Origin of the sequence: Megasphaera indica, from assembly GCF_046614755.1 — a bacterium.
Taxonomy (GTDB): domain Bacteria; phylum Bacillota; class Negativicutes; order Veillonellales; family Megasphaeraceae; genus Megasphaera; species Megasphaera intestinihominis.
The window spans coordinates 61,954-76,038 of the sequence record NZ_JBKKJR010000002.1; the positions used below are offsets into that span (position 1 = coordinate 61,954).

The 14,085-nt window shown below is 50.9% G+C and carries 18 protein-coding genes; 10 read left to right on the forward strand and 8 right to left on the reverse strand.

The features are described 5' to 3' along the window. The first annotated feature begins 88 nt into the window (after positions 1-88). The gene (locus ACFCTO_RS01785) at positions 89-1,198 is read left to right on the forward strand and encodes an NADH:flavin oxidoreductase (RefSeq protein WP_499876279.1); all 1,110 of its coding nucleotides are present in this window, start codon (positions 89-91) and stop codon (positions 1,196-1,198) included. Beyond that, complete coding sequence (yfcE, locus tag ACFCTO_RS01790) at positions 1,199-1,744, forward strand: phosphodiesterase (RefSeq protein ID WP_499876280.1); 546 nt, start codon at positions 1,199-1,201, stop codon at positions 1,742-1,744. Here yfcE and ACFCTO_RS01795 read toward each other — a convergent pair. The 4 genes from ACFCTO_RS01795 to ACFCTO_RS01810 all read right to left on the reverse strand — a co-directional run bounded on the left by ACFCTO_RS01795 (position 1,695) and on the right by ACFCTO_RS01810 (position 4,268). Continuing rightward, positions 1,695-2,282: an aminotransferase class IV gene (locus tag ACFCTO_RS01795; RefSeq protein ID WP_499876281.1), complete on the reverse strand. Its 588-nt coding sequence runs from the start codon at positions 2,280-2,282 to the stop codon at positions 1,695-1,697. The genes yfcE and ACFCTO_RS01795 overlap by 50 nt on opposite strands. A gap of 106 nt (positions 2,283-2,388) precedes the next feature. After that, positions 2,389-3,645: an RNA-guided endonuclease InsQ/TnpB family protein gene (locus ACFCTO_RS01800; RefSeq protein WP_499876282.1), complete on the reverse strand. Its 1,257-nt coding sequence runs from the start codon at positions 3,643-3,645 to the stop codon at positions 2,389-2,391. A 123-nt stretch (positions 3,646-3,768) separates the two neighbouring features. Continuing rightward, positions 3,769-3,909, reverse strand: a complete 141-nt coding sequence (locus ACFCTO_RS01805) for a chorismate-binding protein (RefSeq protein WP_499876283.1) — start codon at positions 3,907-3,909, stop codon at positions 3,769-3,771. Next, positions 3,909-4,268, reverse strand: a complete 360-nt coding sequence (locus tag ACFCTO_RS01810; RefSeq protein ID WP_499876284.1) for an anthranilate synthase component II — start codon at positions 4,266-4,268, stop codon at positions 3,909-3,911. The genes ACFCTO_RS01805 and ACFCTO_RS01810 overlap by 1 nt, the downstream gene beginning before the upstream one ends. 155 nt (positions 4,269-4,423) lie before the next feature. On the opposite strand from ACFCTO_RS01810, the gene ACFCTO_RS01815 reads away from it, so the two are divergent. Next, positions 4,424-4,714: a nitrilase-related carbon-nitrogen hydrolase gene (locus ACFCTO_RS01815; protein WP_292301516.1), complete on the forward strand. Its 291-nt coding sequence runs from the start codon at positions 4,424-4,426 to the stop codon at positions 4,712-4,714. Between the two features lie 48 nt (positions 4,715-4,762). On the opposite strand, the gene ACFCTO_RS01820 is transcribed toward ACFCTO_RS01815, so the two are convergent. Next, positions 4,763-5,428 carry an HD domain-containing protein gene (locus tag ACFCTO_RS01820; RefSeq protein ID WP_020311145.1) on the reverse strand — a complete coding sequence of 222 codons (666 nt, stop codon included), beginning with the start codon at positions 5,426-5,428 and terminating at the stop codon, positions 4,763-4,765. Positions 5,429-5,689: 261 nt separating this feature from the next. Between ACFCTO_RS01820 and ACFCTO_RS01825 the strand changes: the two genes are divergently transcribed. The 4 genes from ACFCTO_RS01825 (at position 5,690) to ACFCTO_RS01840 (ending at position 8,654) form a co-directional block, all read left to right on the forward strand. Beyond that, entirely contained in the window at positions 5,690-5,743 is a 54-nt protein-coding gene (locus ACFCTO_RS01825; RefSeq protein WP_363317077.1) for a hypothetical protein, read from the forward strand. Positions 5,744-6,104: 361 nt separating this feature from the next. Then, positions 6,105-7,220, forward strand: a complete 1,116-nt coding sequence (locus ACFCTO_RS01830; RefSeq protein ID WP_492001299.1) for a tyrosine-type recombinase/integrase — start codon at positions 6,105-6,107, stop codon at positions 7,218-7,220. A 130-nt stretch (positions 7,221-7,350) separates the two neighbouring features. Beyond that, positions 7,351-7,902, forward strand: coding sequence for an HD domain-containing protein (locus tag ACFCTO_RS01835; protein WP_499876285.1), 552 nt, complete (start codon positions 7,351-7,353; stop codon positions 7,900-7,902). Continuing rightward, positions 7,893-8,654 carry an SDR family NAD(P)-dependent oxidoreductase gene (locus ACFCTO_RS01840; protein WP_499876286.1) on the forward strand — a complete coding sequence of 254 codons (762 nt, stop codon included), beginning with the start codon at positions 7,893-7,895 and terminating at the stop codon, positions 8,652-8,654. Before ACFCTO_RS01835 ends, ACFCTO_RS01840 begins: the two co-directional genes overlap by 10 nt. A 2-nt stretch (positions 8,655-8,656) precedes the next feature. Here ACFCTO_RS01840 and ACFCTO_RS01845 read toward each other — a convergent pair whose 3' ends face one another. After that, a complete protein-coding gene (locus tag ACFCTO_RS01845; RefSeq protein WP_292302289.1) occupies positions 8,657-8,944 on the reverse strand; it encodes a PLP-dependent transferase in 288 nt (95 codons plus the stop codon). Then, complete coding sequence (locus ACFCTO_RS01850) at positions 8,926-9,315, reverse strand: PLP-dependent transferase (protein ID WP_499876287.1); 390 nt, start codon at positions 9,313-9,315, stop codon at positions 8,926-8,928. The genes ACFCTO_RS01845 and ACFCTO_RS01850 overlap by 19 nt, the downstream gene beginning before the upstream one ends. Positions 9,316-9,499: 184 nt before the next feature. Between ACFCTO_RS01850 and ACFCTO_RS01855 the strand changes: the two genes are divergently transcribed. The 3 genes from ACFCTO_RS01855 (at position 9,500) to ACFCTO_RS01865 (ending at position 11,894) form a co-directional block, all read left to right on the forward strand. Next, the gene (locus ACFCTO_RS01855; protein WP_302484917.1) at positions 9,500-10,921 is read left to right on the forward strand and encodes a radical SAM/SPASM domain-containing protein; all 1,422 of its coding nucleotides are present in this window, start codon (positions 9,500-9,502) and stop codon (positions 10,919-10,921) included. 10 nt (positions 10,922-10,931) lie between these two features. Then, entirely contained in the window at positions 10,932-11,273 is a 342-nt protein-coding gene (locus ACFCTO_RS01860) for an arsenate reductase family protein (protein WP_292261317.1), read from the forward strand. A gap of 87 nt (positions 11,274-11,360) precedes the next feature. Next, positions 11,361-11,894 carry a hypothetical protein gene (locus ACFCTO_RS01865; protein WP_499876288.1) on the forward strand — a complete coding sequence of 178 codons (534 nt, stop codon included), beginning with the start codon at positions 11,361-11,363 and terminating at the stop codon, positions 11,892-11,894. Positions 11,895-12,011: 117 nt separating this feature from the next. Here the strand turns inward: ACFCTO_RS01865 and ACFCTO_RS01870 are convergent, their stop codons facing one another. Beyond that, on the reverse strand, positions 12,012-13,370 hold the full coding sequence (locus ACFCTO_RS01870) for an MFS transporter (protein ID WP_499876289.1): 1,359 nt from the start codon (positions 13,368-13,370) through the stop codon (positions 12,012-12,014). Between the last annotated feature and the right edge of the window lie 715 nt (positions 13,371-14,085).

Sequence of the window (14,085 nt, forward strand, 5' to 3'; positions counted from 1 at the left end):
ATACTGGATTAGTGGCTAGTGGCTAGTGGCTAGTGGCTAGTGGCTAGTGGCTAGTGGCTAACTAATTGATAAAAAAGGGGGATTATATATGAAATTATTGGAACATGCCGTCATCGCCGGGATGCCCGTGCGCAATCGCATCCTCCGCAGTGCGACGTGGGAAGCCTTGGCCGATGCCAAGGGATATATGTCGGAAAAACAGTATCGCATCTATGACCAGCTGGCCAAGAACGAAGTGGGCCTGATCTGTACGGGCTATGCCCGCGTCGATGGGGAAGACCGGCCCAATGCCGGCATGATGGGCATTTACGACGATGCCTTTATCCCGCAGTATCAGGAGTTAACCCGGCGCGTCCATGCCTATGGGGCGAAGATCATGATGCAGATCGCCTATGGCGGGACCAAGACGACCTTTGAGCGGGAAGGGCGGACTATCTTTTCGCCGTCAGCCGTGCCGGAACGAAAGACCGGGACTGTCGGCGTCGCCATGAGTCCGGCCGATATCCAGCACCTCATCGGCGAATATGCCCAGGCGGCCAAGCGCGTCCGCGACAGCGGATTCGATGCTGTCGAAATCCACGGCGGCCATTCGTACCTGCTCAATCAGTTCCTCAGTCCCTATTACAACCGGCGCAGCGATGCCTATGGCGGTTCGCCGGCCAATCGCTACCGTATCGTCGGCGATATCATCGCGGCTATCCGTCAGGCAGCAGGCCCGCATTTCCCCATCTGGATCAAGATTACCTGTTCCGATTTCTTTGAAGGCGGCCTGACCTTTGAAGATTCGCTGGATATCTGCCGGCGCCTGCAGCAGTCTGGCATCGACGCCATCGAAGTGAGCGGCAATATCCACGGCAAGGCCCAGCAGGAAATCGGCCTAGAATGGGATGGCCACGTCATCCGCGACGGCGGATATTTCCTCGATTATGCCAAAGACATAGCCGACGCCGTACGCGTCTCTGTCTATGTAACGGGCGGCTTCAAGGACCCGCGGCAGATGGAAACGGCCTTGAAGACATCGAAACTGGCCGGTATCGGCCTGAGCCGGCCCTTATTATCGGAACCGGATTTGGTCCGCCGCTGGAACCAGGGCGATTTGCGGCCGGCCCGCTGTGTCCACTGCTCGAAATGCCGGACGCCGGAAGGCAACTACTGTACGGTCTTTGCCGCCATCGATGCCAAGAAAGGGGCGAAATAAATGAAATTCTTCATTGCTTCAGATATCCACGGCTCTGCTTATTACTGCCGCCGTATGCTCGACGCCTGGAAGCGGGAAGGGGCTGACCGCCTGGTCCTGCTCGGCGATATCCTCTATCACGGACCGCGCAACGACCTGCCCAAGGACTATGCGCCGAAGGAAGTCTTTGCCATGCTCAACGCAGTCAAAGAGGCCATCCTCTGTGTCCGCGGGAACTGTGATGCCGACGTGGATCAGATGGTCCTGGAATTCCCCATCATGGCCACCTATGCCATCCTGACCCAGGGCAGCCGCCTCGTCTATGCGACTCATGGCGACCGCTACAACCTGGAATCCCTGCCGCCCATGCAGCCTGGCGACATCCTGCTCCACGGCCATACGCACGTCCCGGTCTGGCAGCCCTTCGGCCAGGATAACTATTACTTGAATCCCGGCTCGACGTCGCTTCCTAAAGAAAACAGCCCGCACAGCTATCTCCTCTGGGACGGGGACACCGTCACCTGGAAAGACATGGACGGCCAGGTCTTTCACCAGCTCGTCTTATAGAGAGCGGGAAGGGCAGGCTTTTGTCTGCTTCATAACGGCGGAATAAGGCAGCCGTCTGCGTCTCAGGGGATACGAGAAACGCGACGGTGCCAAAGCGGCGGACCGGCATGAGTCCCATGAGGGAGTTCGTCAGGAAACATTCGTCGAAAGTTCGGATATCTTCCGGATACAAGGGCTTTTCGATGACATCATAACATTGACAGAGATAAGACCGGATGATGCCTGGCAATAATCCGGCTTCGACGGGCGGCGTATAGAGCCGCCCGTTTTTGATGAAAAAGAGATTGCTGACAGCGCCTTCTGTCAATTGGCCCTGCATATTGCAGAAAATCGGTTCGTCAATACCTTCGGGCCGGGCCTGCCGTTTGGCTAAGATCGAGTCGCCATAATTAAAGGTCTTATGCCGTACCAGTGGGGACGTTTCATTGCGGCGGATGGACGACAGGGCGATGACATAACCTGGACGGTCGGCCATAGATGCATAAGGATTGGCGCGGGATGTAAAATTTATATTTTTATCGGAAGCGAGTATTTTCAATACCCAATCCTCCTTATCCATACTATCCACATACTCCCTTGAACCTCTCCCGCTTATAGAAGCGGGAGATTCTTGAGAAGGTTGCTGTCTAAGTTTCCTCCTGAAATCAGGATAGCCTTATTCTCAAAGGGCTGTCCAAAAGCCCCTTACACAGTCCCTCGAAATCGAAGTTCTGCTTACTTTTACGAAGTATATTGGCGGCGCCGTTGATGTCGGCATTGGCCGTCCTGCCGTTGGCGAAGCGGTACAGGCCGCGCCGAACTCGTTTCCCGCTGAACATTCCTGTATAGGGTGTATCCGGCTGGTATACGGGAATAGCATCTAAATCCAGGCAGCTGGCCTGAGAGGTATAGGACTCTTCCTGTTCCAGATAGGTTATCCCGTAGCGTTCACACAGATGTTTCAAGGTACTACGCAGATAGCTCAGGCTGATTTGGGTGAAATGTTGATTCGTCACTTTGCCCAGTTTTAGTCCTCGTTTGAAATCTCGATTATAACCACAAACAATGGTCCCTATCTGATGGTCAATGCAGAAATTAACAATGTAACGGGCTGTCTTGCGAAGGATGTCCTGCATCCGGAAATTGCGTTTCTTCGCTAACTGACAGAGCTGGTTCGTCGTCTTCTGGCCCTGCTTGGCAGCAATGCTTTGGAGTCTGGCTTTGCGTTTGTTCCAATACTGGTTGATAGATTTGAGTTTACGACCGTCCATAAGGAACGACGTCCCTGTATTGGTAACGCAGGCGGCCAGATTGTCCAGGCCCAAGTCAATAGCCAGGACACGGTCTGGCGAGGTTTTCACCGGTTCTGGGTCCTGTAAGTAGCAATACTGAATCTTGAAATACCGTCCGCCATACATGGGACAGATGCGGACTTCCTGAATTGTCTTATCCTTCAGCCTGTCGGGAACAGGAATCCGAATCCGATGCCCGTTATGGCGTTTCATATATTCACGGCTCATCGGCACCGTTAGGAAGCCATTTTTAATGTTGATGGCGTTCGTGGACAAGATGAGACTGAAGAGGCCCTCTTTTTCACGATAGTATAGCAGGCGAACAGCCTTTGAACTATAGTCACCGGACTTGACTTTCTGAAAAAGCCCGAAAAAAGAACGAAAACTGCGATCGGCCATCTTCAATATCTGCTGAGCAACACCGGCCTGCAACAAGCCATAGTTTTCATTTCCCTTGCAAATGGGGTAATTTTCTTCGTACCGCAAGAATTGCTGGGTGTCGAAGTAATGCTGCCGAATCGTATAGACTGTTACATTATACAGATTATTGCTGTATTGGCACATTTCCCGGAGCATCGTATACTCTTGTTTTGACAAGCCGCGGATGACATTCGATTGCGTCAAGTACATCTAGGATTCACCTCCTCTGTTATCTACCATTATACCGTAGACGAAGTGAAAAGGCTAAGATGGAAAAGACATAGGGTGGATTTCGCAGGCATCGAACCTGCGAAATCCATCGCTATTCATCCCCTATCTAAGAGGAAGGAGTCTTCTGGCGAAACTGTGATAAAGCTGGCGCCGGCTGAATTCTAATTCATCGATTTCATCGATGATTTCCATAGCCCGCCGCTTCGGTGCACCCGTAATGGAGCCGCCTGGAAAGAGGGCCATCAAGGCATCGATGGCTGTCTGCCCCGGCCATGATGGTGAATCGCCGTGACTTTCCCGTGCATAGGGCGCTTCCCACGGGTGACGGCAGCCCCGGCGGCATAGGCCAGGACCTGCATGCCCAGACAGACGCCCAGGATAGGCAGGGTACGGCAGAAAGCACGGACGATGGACAGGGAATGGACGGCGTCTTCCGGCCGTTTCGGCCCAGGCGAAATAATCAGTCCCTGCGGTTTCAAAGCGGCAATCTCATTCCGCTCAATCTGGTCGCAGCGGCAGACCTGTACGTCGCGTCCCGTTTCCGCCACTAAATCGGCCAAATTATACGTAAAAGAATCGTAATTATCGATGAGCAAATACATAGGCCCTCCTTTATCATACAAAAAAGGATAACGACGGCAGCCTGAAAACTGCACAGTCGTTATCCTTATCGGTCCGTAAACTGTGGACTGAATCAGTATAGCACATTTTTTAAAATTACGATATACTAAGAAAAAAGAAATGAGGGGGATTCGCTATGCGAAATTTAGAAAAGAAACTACGCGCCGCTATCGTGCAGGCTGCGCCTGTATTCTTCGATAAACAGGCGACGCTGCAGAAAGTCGTCCATCAAATCGAGGAGGCCGGCCGGAATGGGGCACAGCTCATCGTCTTTCCCGAATCGCTGGTTCCATGCTATCCTTATGGCCTGACCTTCGGCTTTACCGTCGGCAGCCGTTCCGAAGCCGAACGGGCCGACTGGAAGCGCTATTATGACCAGGCCGTCGTCGTCCGGGCCTTGTCGACATGCGATTCTTCTTTTCGATAAGCTGCTAAATATGTATTTTTTATAGCAATTATATGTAGTTAGAAGCTGTCATGCAATTTTATTGCCATTGGCTACAAGTTTGAAGCGCAGGCCCAGGACTTCGGCTGCCCGCTTGCACATGAGCATGCGCTGGGAAAAGATTTCAAAATAATCAATCATGGAGCAAATCGACTCATCGAGCTCGATGTTCAAGGTAATGACTTTCTTGTGCGTATCGACGTGGAGCTTCGACGACAGGGCGGCATAATTGACGCGGTCGTGCTTGTCGAAGGTTTCCGGCACGGTGTTGCGGACGCGGTCCCGGCGGACATCGCTCTTGTCGGCCAGGATAAGGGCGGCAGACAGGGGGTCAAAAGCGATGCCGCTCCGTTCATCGTGCTGGCCGATGGCCGAGATGATGGCGGCAATATCTTCCGGCGGTGCGCCCCAGTCGCGCAGGAAATGGAACGCCATGAGGGCCCCCGTATGGGCATGGTCTACGCGGTTGATACTGTTTCCCAAATCGTGCATATAACCGGCAATGCGCACGAGTTCCACCATGTGGGCGTCATAGCCGAGCTTCTTCAGAATTTTGCCGGCCGTGACGGCCACTTTAGCCGTATGCTTTTGCGAATGGTCCGTATACCCCAGGGCATCGAGGACCCGGTTTCCCTGTTCTAAATAAACATTCAGCTCTTTGGCATGGGCAATATTTTCATAAGTCAGTTTCTTCATGATATCATTCCTTTTCTGTGTTAGTCTTTTCAGTATAACAAAGGAATGTATAAACAGCGTAAATATTTCATAAAAATTGTGCTTTGCTTCTACCGAATACAACAGTTTGCTAATGTTGATTCTATCATCGGCTTGGAAATTTACATCTTGAAGTTCATATAAAAAAATGATAAACTTATTTTTATGAGATAGTTCGATGTATTCGGTTTTCCTCGCGAAAGCGGGGTGATCGGCATGAGTGTATACGAAGCATTATCATTAATGATAGCTTTTGCTACGCTTATTGTGCTGGTTATTTCAGCTAATAAGAAATAAATTTATGAACTGAAAAAAACCGCATACCTTGCAGTACACGGCCTTCTTCAAACACAAACATAGAGGAGAGCCGATGTGTCGCCATCGGACTATCTCTGTTTTTATTGTACCATATCGGCCAAATAAAGCAAATAGAAACTATGTTCGCTGAAGGGATAATCGTTTCGTCGAACATAGTTTCTTTCTTTGCGAAAAATTCGCCTGATTTTCATAAATGGCCTTATGAGGCGTTTTTTATCATCTTATGAGTAATTACATGGGGAACTTGTTTTATTTCCTTTAAATCGGCAAATTCAGCAGGAACGTTTGTTGCATCTTGTCTTTTCTCATAGTACAATAGTAAACAAAGGAGGTGCCGCATATGTATTTACGAAAACGAGGCAAGAAATGGTATTATACGATTGAAGTCCCGACGGAAGATGGTCAGGGAAGGCAGCGGGTGGAACGCGTCGGCGGTACTTCGTATGCCCAGGCGGCGAAAGCCTATCGCCAGGCCATGAAAGCCCTGGATGAAGACGGGGAGCTGCCGGAAAAGCCGGAAGTCAAAGTCATGGCTTTTTTGCGGGACTGGCTGGAAAAGGATGTGCGCATCAATTTAGGCCCTAATACGTATGATTCTTATTCCGGCATCATTAAATGGCATATTGGTGCCCGTTTTGGCAATTATGCCCTGGAAGCGCTGACGACGGCAGAAATCCAGGACTGGATCAACAGCCTGAAAGAAGACGGCTATTCCCGGTCAACGGTCAAATCTATTTTCACGGTCTTCAACGACGCCATGCGCTGGGCCGTCTCCAACCGCCAGTATATCGAAATCAATCCCATGGCCAATGTCAAGATGCCGAAATTCGATATTCCCCGGAAAAAGCCGGTCATCTTTTCACATCAGCAAATACAGATTATTTTCCATGCCTTCCCGGTAGGGCATAAATATTATGCGCCGTGCATGATTGCCTATTGTACGGGCCTGCGTGTCGGCGAATGCCTGGCCCTGCAATGGTCCCATATCGACATGGAGAACCGCACGCTTTCCGTGGTCAGTACCTTGTATGACAAAAAGGGTGTGCCCGTCTGCAAGGCCACGCCAAAGACGAAGTCGTCGGTCCGGACTATTCCTTTTAATGAAACCTTATACAAGGCTCTGCTCCGCCATAAGGCCCAGCAGGCCAAGAACCATCGTCTTTACGGCGACGACTACGTCGAAAGCGATTTCGTCTGTACCCGTGAAGACGGACGTCCCATGAACAGTAATGACATGCGGTACTTCAATATGTGGTGCAAAAAGGAATTCGGTGGCGGCAGTTTCCATTCCTTCCGCCACACCCATGCGACGATGATGCTGGAAAACAACATCGAGCTCGACTACGTTTCCAAGCGGCTGGGCCATTCTACCATTGCCACGACGGCGAACATTTACGATACGATTACGGATAAACGCAATCGGGAAGCCATGAAGAAGCTCGATTTGATTTTGTGAAATCATGGCGGCAAACGCGGCGGCAAGATGCCGTAAATATAGCATAAAACCTTAATATTCCGATAAGTAACACTTATCGGAATAATATAACAAAACTCAAAAATACAAAGAAGGAAGAACCCCTTATATCATGTCTCCTCAAATCACTACCTACAGCGGAAAGTTTTTCGATATCACCCATCCCGACCCGGCAAGCATCTGCATCGAAGATATTGCCCACGCCTTGTCCCTCATCTGTCGGGGCAACGGCCATGTGACGACTTTTTATTCCGTCGGCCAGCATTGTCTGCAATGCGCCAAAGAAGCGATGGCCCGCCAGCTGCCGTCCCGGCTGGTCCTGGCCGCCTTACTACACGATGCGACGGAGTGTTATATGTCCGACGTGCCCCGGCCGATGAAGCAGCTCATACCGATATACCGGCAGACGGAAGCCAAATTGCTGGCTATCATTTATGAGAAATTCTTAGGCCAGCCCTTGACGGAAGGGGAAACACGCCTCCTCAAAGGGATTGACGATGATTTCCTCTGGTATGACCTGACCTATCTCTTGCACGACCAGCCTCAGGGCGAGCCGCCACAGGTCCATTGTATCCCCGATTACCGGCCGCGTCCCTTTGCCGACGTCGAAGCCGAATACTTGCAGTGCTATCGTTCTTGTCAGGAGGGAGTCTTATGGAAATAGCCATCGTCACCGGCGCTTCGTCCGGGCTGGGCCGGGAATATGCGAAATTGCTGGACCAAGAAGGATTGGATGAAATCTGGCTCGTCGCCCGGCGCCGGCCCCAGTTGGAAACCCTGGCTGGAGAACTGACGACGAAAAGCCGTATCTACGCCCTGGACCTGACGGACAGGGCTTCTTTGCTGACGCTGCAGCAAGCCTTAGCGGCCTGCCAGGTCACGGTCCGTTATTTGATCCACGCCGCCGGCTTTGGCAAGATGGGGCCTGTGGCGGCCGTTCCGGCAGGCGTCCTGGAAAACATGATCGACCTCAACGACCGGGCCGCTGTCAGCCTGGTCCAGGCTGTACTGCCTTATTGTCATGCCGGCAGTCATCTGGTCCAGATTTGTTCCTGCGCAGCCTTCCTGCCCATTCCGGAACTAGCTGTCTACGCGGCGACGAAAGCCTTTCTCCTACGCTACAGCCGGGCACTGGCCGTGGAACTGGCACCGCAGGGTATCCTCGTATCTGCCGTTTGTCCGTATTGGGTGAAAGATACAGGATTCATCGCGACGGCCAGCCAGACCGATGAAGGCCGGCGGTTCCGCCATTTTCCCCTGGCCGGGACGAAGGAAGCCGTTGCCCGCCGCTCCTTCCAGGCCGTGAAAAAAGGCCGAGTCGTCATCACGCCGGATGTCGTCTCGACCTTGCTCCGTTTTCTGTCGGGGTGGATTCCCCAATCGATTCTCTTGTACGGCAGCCGCTGGTTCCGCTGACTTTATAAGCCGATGGCTTTCAGTGCCTGGTCCAGGTCACCGATGATGTCGTCCGGGTCTTCCAGGCCGATGCTGAAACGGATGAAGCCCTTGCGGAATTTTTCTGGGTAGAGATTGATGCGTTCATCGTAGCTGGGCTGCGGGAAAATCAGGCTTTCGTCATGGCCGAGGGATACGGCGAAGGTGACGACTTTCAAAGCTGCGCAGAAGCGTTCGACGGCCTTGTCGTCGGCTGCGATGCCAAAGGAAATGACGCCGCCAAAGCCGTGCTTCATCTGTTTCTTGGCCAATTCATGACCGGGATGTAGACTGCCATATAACTGACTTTCGGATAGACGACGCGGTCGCCCGTCTTGAGCAGGGTCCAGAACAAGGCGTGAAGGGTGGCGACGCCGCTTCCCAGGACGATGGCGTCATCGGCACCATGAAGGGCCGCTACTTTTTCTTCCAGCCAATGCTGATTCGGGTTGCCGTTACGGGCATACATCAGCAAATCCGTCGATGAATAATTGACCTTCGACAGATCATCGGGCAGCTTGTAGCTGTTGGCCATGTGCAATGGCCGGCGGACAGCGCCCGTTTCTGCGTCATAACCGACACCAGTGTGTACAGCCTGTGTCGAAATGTCATACCCCTTGAACTTATTTTCTTTCTTAGCCATAAAAAATCCCCCTTTATGGTGTAAATAAATACTATACAAGTATATTATCAAAAAAGTAAAAGCCTTTTGTTCTCCAATTTATATTGACTTTTTGACTTTTTCTAAAATAAGCGTATAATAGAACTATACAAAGAAATAGAAACAGCGCCGTTTCAATTGTTTAATTTTGTAGGAGATGATTGGTATGAGCAAGTTAACCCATCGTATCGAAAAGAAGGCTGTCGAAATCCTGGTCGACCGCATCATGGCCGAACGGAATCCGGCAGACCGTCAAAAAACATTGAAACGCTTATCTTATGTCATGCAGCATCTGTTTGGCGACCTCTTTGAAAAGGAATCCTTTGACGATGCACGCAGGCTCATCGATGAAGGGGGCAAATGGTTCCGCTTCCTCAATACGGCTCTGGATACCTTGAACCCGCATGTCGTCAAGACGGCCGTCATGGACCTGGGCTTTGAAGCTGGATTTTACGGTCTGCGTACGCGCGACGCCGCCAAGGCGAAATATCACTGCAATATTCCCTGGGCCATCCTCTTCGACCCGACCAGCGCCTGCAACCTGCATTGCATCGGCTGCTGGGCTGCTGAATACGGTCATACGCTGAACTTGTCGTTCGACGTCATGGATAAAATCGTCCGCGAAGGCAAGGCCCTGGGCTGTCATTTCTACCTGCTCACGGGCGGCGAACCACTCATGCGCAAGAAAGATATCCTGCGTCTGTGCCGGAAACACCCGGACTGTGAATTCCACGCTTTTACCAATGGTACGCTCATTGATGATGCTTTTTGCGACGAAGTCACGGACGTAGGCAATCTCAGCTTCTCCCTCAGTATCGAAGGATTCCGTGAAGTCAATGACAGCCGCCGCGGCGAAGGCGATTTCGACAAGGTCATGCACGCCATGGACCTCCTGCGCAAGCACGGCATCGTCTTTGGGACGTCCATCTGTTATACCCGGAAAAACATCGACACCGTCACGTCTGACGAATTCCTGGACCTGCTTATCAAGAAGGGCGTCTGGTTTACGTGGTACTTCCATTATATGCCCGTCGGCAACGACGCCTCGCTGGACCTGCTGCCGACAGAAGAACAGCGGGCCTATATGGTACGCCGGGTCCGCGAAATCCGCAGCGTAAAGGGGGGCAAGCCGATTTTCGCCATCGATTTCCAGAACGATGGCCAGTTCATCGACGGCTGTGTCGCTGGCGGCCGCAATTACTGCCATATCAACCCCAATGGCGACGTCGAACCGTGCGTCTTCATCCATTATTCCAGCGCCAATATCAACAATCAGAGCCTGCTCTCATGCTTGCAGCAGCCGCTCTTCAAAGAATATGCCAAAGGCCAGCCCTTCAACCACAACCATCTGCGCCCGTGTCCGATGCTTGAAAATCCGCAGTATTTAGCCGCCATGGTCAAACGCAGCGGTGCCAAATCGACGGACCTGCAGTCGCCGGAATCGGCAGAACACTTATATAATAAATGCAAGGCTTATGCCGTACAGTGGAAACCGACAGCCGACAAGTTGTGGGCTGAAATCGAAGCTAATAAAGAAAAAGAAGCCGCGGAAAAGAAGGTCCACAGCCCTCAGTCCGCTGCTCATTAGGAGGAATCCCATGAATATCCAGATTTTCGGCACGAAAAAGTGCTTTGATACCAAGAAAGCCATCCGCTATTTCAAAGAACGGAACATCAAGGCCCAGTTCATCGACTTGAAAGAAAAAGGCCTGAGTAAAGGCGAATACACCAAGGTCAAGCAGGCCGTCGGCGGCCTCGATGCCATGCTCAATCCGAAATGCAAGGATCAGGATACGCTGGCCCGCATCCAATATGCCGTCGATGACGAAAAAGATGCCAATGTGCTGGCGAACCAGCAAGTCTTAAAGACGCCCATCGTCCGCAATGGTGCCAAGGCGACCGTCGGCTACGTGCCAGAAGTCTGGAAAACGTGGGAATAGTTTTTAGTTTGACAGAAATTAAACGTTTGGGTATACTCATAGTTACTTAAACGTTTAATTTTTTTTATGGTGAACGAGGTGTAGAAAATGAAATATACTGTAAAAAGAACCGCTGTATTAGCCTGTGCGGCCTTGATGATCGGCAGCGTTTCCCTGGCTGCCAGCACGCCGAAGGTCCAGGCCATGGGCATGCCCAATCCCATCGTAACTTATGATACTTATGAAAGTGTCGTCAAAGACGCCGGCTTTACGCCCTTATATTTGACCCGCGACGCAGGCTTCAGCTGCTACTATCTTTCTTTGATCGGCAAAAACACGGCAGATATCGGCTTCCAGCGCTTAGGACAGCCGGAAACGACGGTCCGCGTCCGCACGATGCCGCAGAAAGCCGATAAATCCATAAAAGACATTTCTGGCATCTATAGCGTAACCTGGAAAGACCAGGTCATCGACGGCGTCACCGTCAGCATAGCAAAAATCAGTGACACGTCCTATGCGGCTCATTGGAAAGTCGGGGACTATCAGTTCTCCGCTCAGGCAGCGGGCATGAGCGCCCCGGAATTCAAGGCCCTCCTGGAAAACAGTCTCGTCGACGACTCGGCTCATTATTTTGTAAAATAAAAAACATAGCTTATAACTTTTAACTTCAAACTCAAAAAAGCGGCTGTCGCATTATGCATTTCTTGCTTAATGCGACAGCCGCTTTTTTGCGAACCACGAACCACGAATTACTAATCACTACTTACTCCGTGCAGCTGAAGGGACGATGCCGATGGCACAGAGAATCGTAAAGACGATGAAGGCCTGCTGGATGTGCTGGGCCAGCCAATCCGAGGCAGCCGAGGCCCCGCCTTGCGACAGGATCAGGGTGATGATAGCCACGCTGAGGACCTGACCGATGAGGCGGACCGTACTGACGACAGACGAGGCAACGCCGTAATATTTTGGCGTCACAGACCCCATGATAGCATTGTTATTCGGTGCCGTGAACAGGGCAAAGCCGATGCCGATGATGACCAGGGCCAGGGCGATGAGCCAGAAAAAAGGGTAAGAGACATCCACCGCTAAGAGACAGAGGCCAAAGGTAATCAAAATCATGCCGGAAGAAGCCAGGACGGCTGGATTGATACGGTCCGACAGGGCCCCGGTGACAGGGGATAAGAGGGCCATCAGTACGGGCTGAATTAGTAAGACCAGCCCCGTATCGCGGGCATTGAGGCCGGTAATGCGCTGCAAGTAAATGGATAAGAGGAAACTGATGCCGAAGGTCGCGCAGTAATTGAGCATGGCCGCCAGGCTGGAACAAGAGAAGACGCGGTTTCCTGCAAAAATACGGACTGGCAGGACCGGGCTTTTCCGGCGCCATTCACCGTATAAGAATGCCAGGAACAAGAGGAAGCCGGCAGCTAAGAGGTATTTGGCGTATGCCAGAGTCATTACTTCCGATAAGCCAACCATAATGGCAATCATGGCCAGGGCATACAACAGACTGCCAGGCAAATCGAGACTGCCTTTCGCGTTGACGATCCATTCTTCCTTCGTCATGCTGCGGGCTGCAATCAGCCAGGCCAGGGCACAGATGAAGGCGATGAAATAAAAAATCGTCTTCCAGCCTAAGTAATAAGAAAAGAAGCCGCCCAGGACAGGCCCAAAGGACAGGCCGCAATATACAGCGGCAATCGTAAAGCCCATGGCCCGGCCGCGGCGCTGTGGCGGCGTGACCAGGGATACGATGGCCATGCTGGTCGCGAAAATACTGGCACTGCCCAGCCCCTGCAGGATGCGCAGCAAGAACAGACCGTACAAGGAGTTCACAAAATAAACGGCCAGCGAAGAAACACAGAACAAGGAGACGCCGAATAAAAAGATATGACGCTTGCCAATCCGGTCGGCAATCTTGCTGATTGGCATGATGGTCACGGTCGAAGAAATCAAGAACAACTCAATGACCCAACTGAGCTGAGCATCAGTCGCACCATAAGCCGTACCGATGCCAGGCAGGGCTGTCGTCAGGGCGCTGCTGGTAAAAGGATTGATGAAAGACACCATCATGACGACGGCTAAAATCGTATTTTCATAAGACAAAAATCGCTGCATCGCGAATAACCCTCCGTAAAAATAAATTGATAGATAAATGTAATTATACTGCCAGAGAAAATCATTCGCAAGAAATAATTTCAAGAAATAATTTTTTGAACTATTTTTACGAGAAAAGGCGGCTTTTGCAAAAAAAGTTGATTAGCTCCACTATTAGAACACACTGTATAGAAAAGGCCCATATCCATAGATAATATAACACATCAGCCTGTACTAAATCATGCGATAATACGACAATATCGCGGACTATATAGAGATTCGCACAATCCAGGCGTCGACTCCGCTTAGTGTATCCAAAAATACCACGGATCCTATATCCGATTCCAACCAGCCTGCATAAGCCTAACAATATATATATCTGCAAACAGATACATATATATATTTAAAACACAGAAAAACTTTTCATCAAAAAATAATAGCATATCAGCAGGGAGAATCACAAATAGCCAAGATAAAATAAATGAATTCAATCAATGACTGCGAAGAACTCGATACAGCGATTTTGCAGTCATTTTGAGCATGGGGTAGAAATAGCCCCTCAATTACTTCCGATAACGTTAAATTATCGTAAGTTATTTTAAATGAGAATTCAGGCACATATTGTAACACTTTCTATCCGCATAACCAAGCCATTTATCCAACAAGTAACACCATCTTCACTTTTTCTCAATAACTGTCAAATTTCCTCGTTTTTCATATCAAAGTCGGCAAAATA

Coding starts and splice junctions, on each gene's coding strand:
- ACFCTO_RS01865 (WP_499876288.1), top strand. CDS start 11,361: ATGAAATATACTGTAAAAAGAACCGCTGTATTAGCCTGTGCGGCCTTG.
- ACFCTO_RS01815 (WP_292301516.1), top strand. CDS start 4,424: ATGCGAAATTTAGAAAAGAAACTACGCGCCGCTATCGTGCAGGCTGCG.
- ACFCTO_RS01800 (WP_499876282.1), bottom strand. CDS start 3,645: ATGTACTTGACGCAATCGAATGTCATCCGCGGCTTGTCAAAACAAGAG.
- ACFCTO_RS01805 (WP_499876283.1), bottom strand. CDS start 3,909: ATGGCCCTCTTTCCAGGCGGCTCCATTACGGGTGCACCGAAGCGGCGG.
- ACFCTO_RS01860 (WP_292261317.1), top strand. CDS start 10,932: ATGAATATCCAGATTTTCGGCACGAAAAAGTGCTTTGATACCAAGAAA.
- yfcE (WP_499876280.1), top strand. CDS start 1,199: ATGAAATTCTTCATTGCTTCAGATATCCACGGCTCTGCTTATTACTGC.
- ACFCTO_RS01850 (WP_499876287.1), bottom strand. CDS start 9,315: ATGGCTAAGAAAGAAAATAAGTTCAAGGGGTATGACATTTCGACACAG.
- ACFCTO_RS01820 (WP_020311145.1), bottom strand. CDS start 5,428: ATGAAGAAACTGACTTATGAAAATATTGCCCATGCCAAAGAGCTGAAT.
- ACFCTO_RS01870 (WP_499876289.1), bottom strand. CDS start 13,370: ATGCAGCGATTTTTGTCTTATGAAAATACGATTTTAGCCGTCGTCATG.
- ACFCTO_RS01785 (WP_499876279.1), top strand. CDS start 89: ATGAAATTATTGGAACATGCCGTCATCGCCGGGATGCCCGTGCGCAAT.
- ACFCTO_RS01840 (WP_499876286.1), top strand. CDS start 7,893: ATGGAAATAGCCATCGTCACCGGCGCTTCGTCCGGGCTGGGCCGGGAA.
- ACFCTO_RS01810 (WP_499876284.1), bottom strand. CDS start 4,268: ATGTATTTGCTCATCGATAATTACGATTCTTTTACGTATAATTTGGCC.
- ACFCTO_RS01830 (WP_492001299.1), top strand. CDS start 6,105: ATGTATTTACGAAAACGAGGCAAGAAATGGTATTATACGATTGAAGTC.
- ACFCTO_RS01855 (WP_302484917.1), top strand. CDS start 9,500: ATGAGCAAGTTAACCCATCGTATCGAAAAGAAGGCTGTCGAAATCCTG.
- ACFCTO_RS01835 (WP_499876285.1), top strand. CDS start 7,351: ATGTCTCCTCAAATCACTACCTACAGCGGAAAGTTTTTCGATATCACC.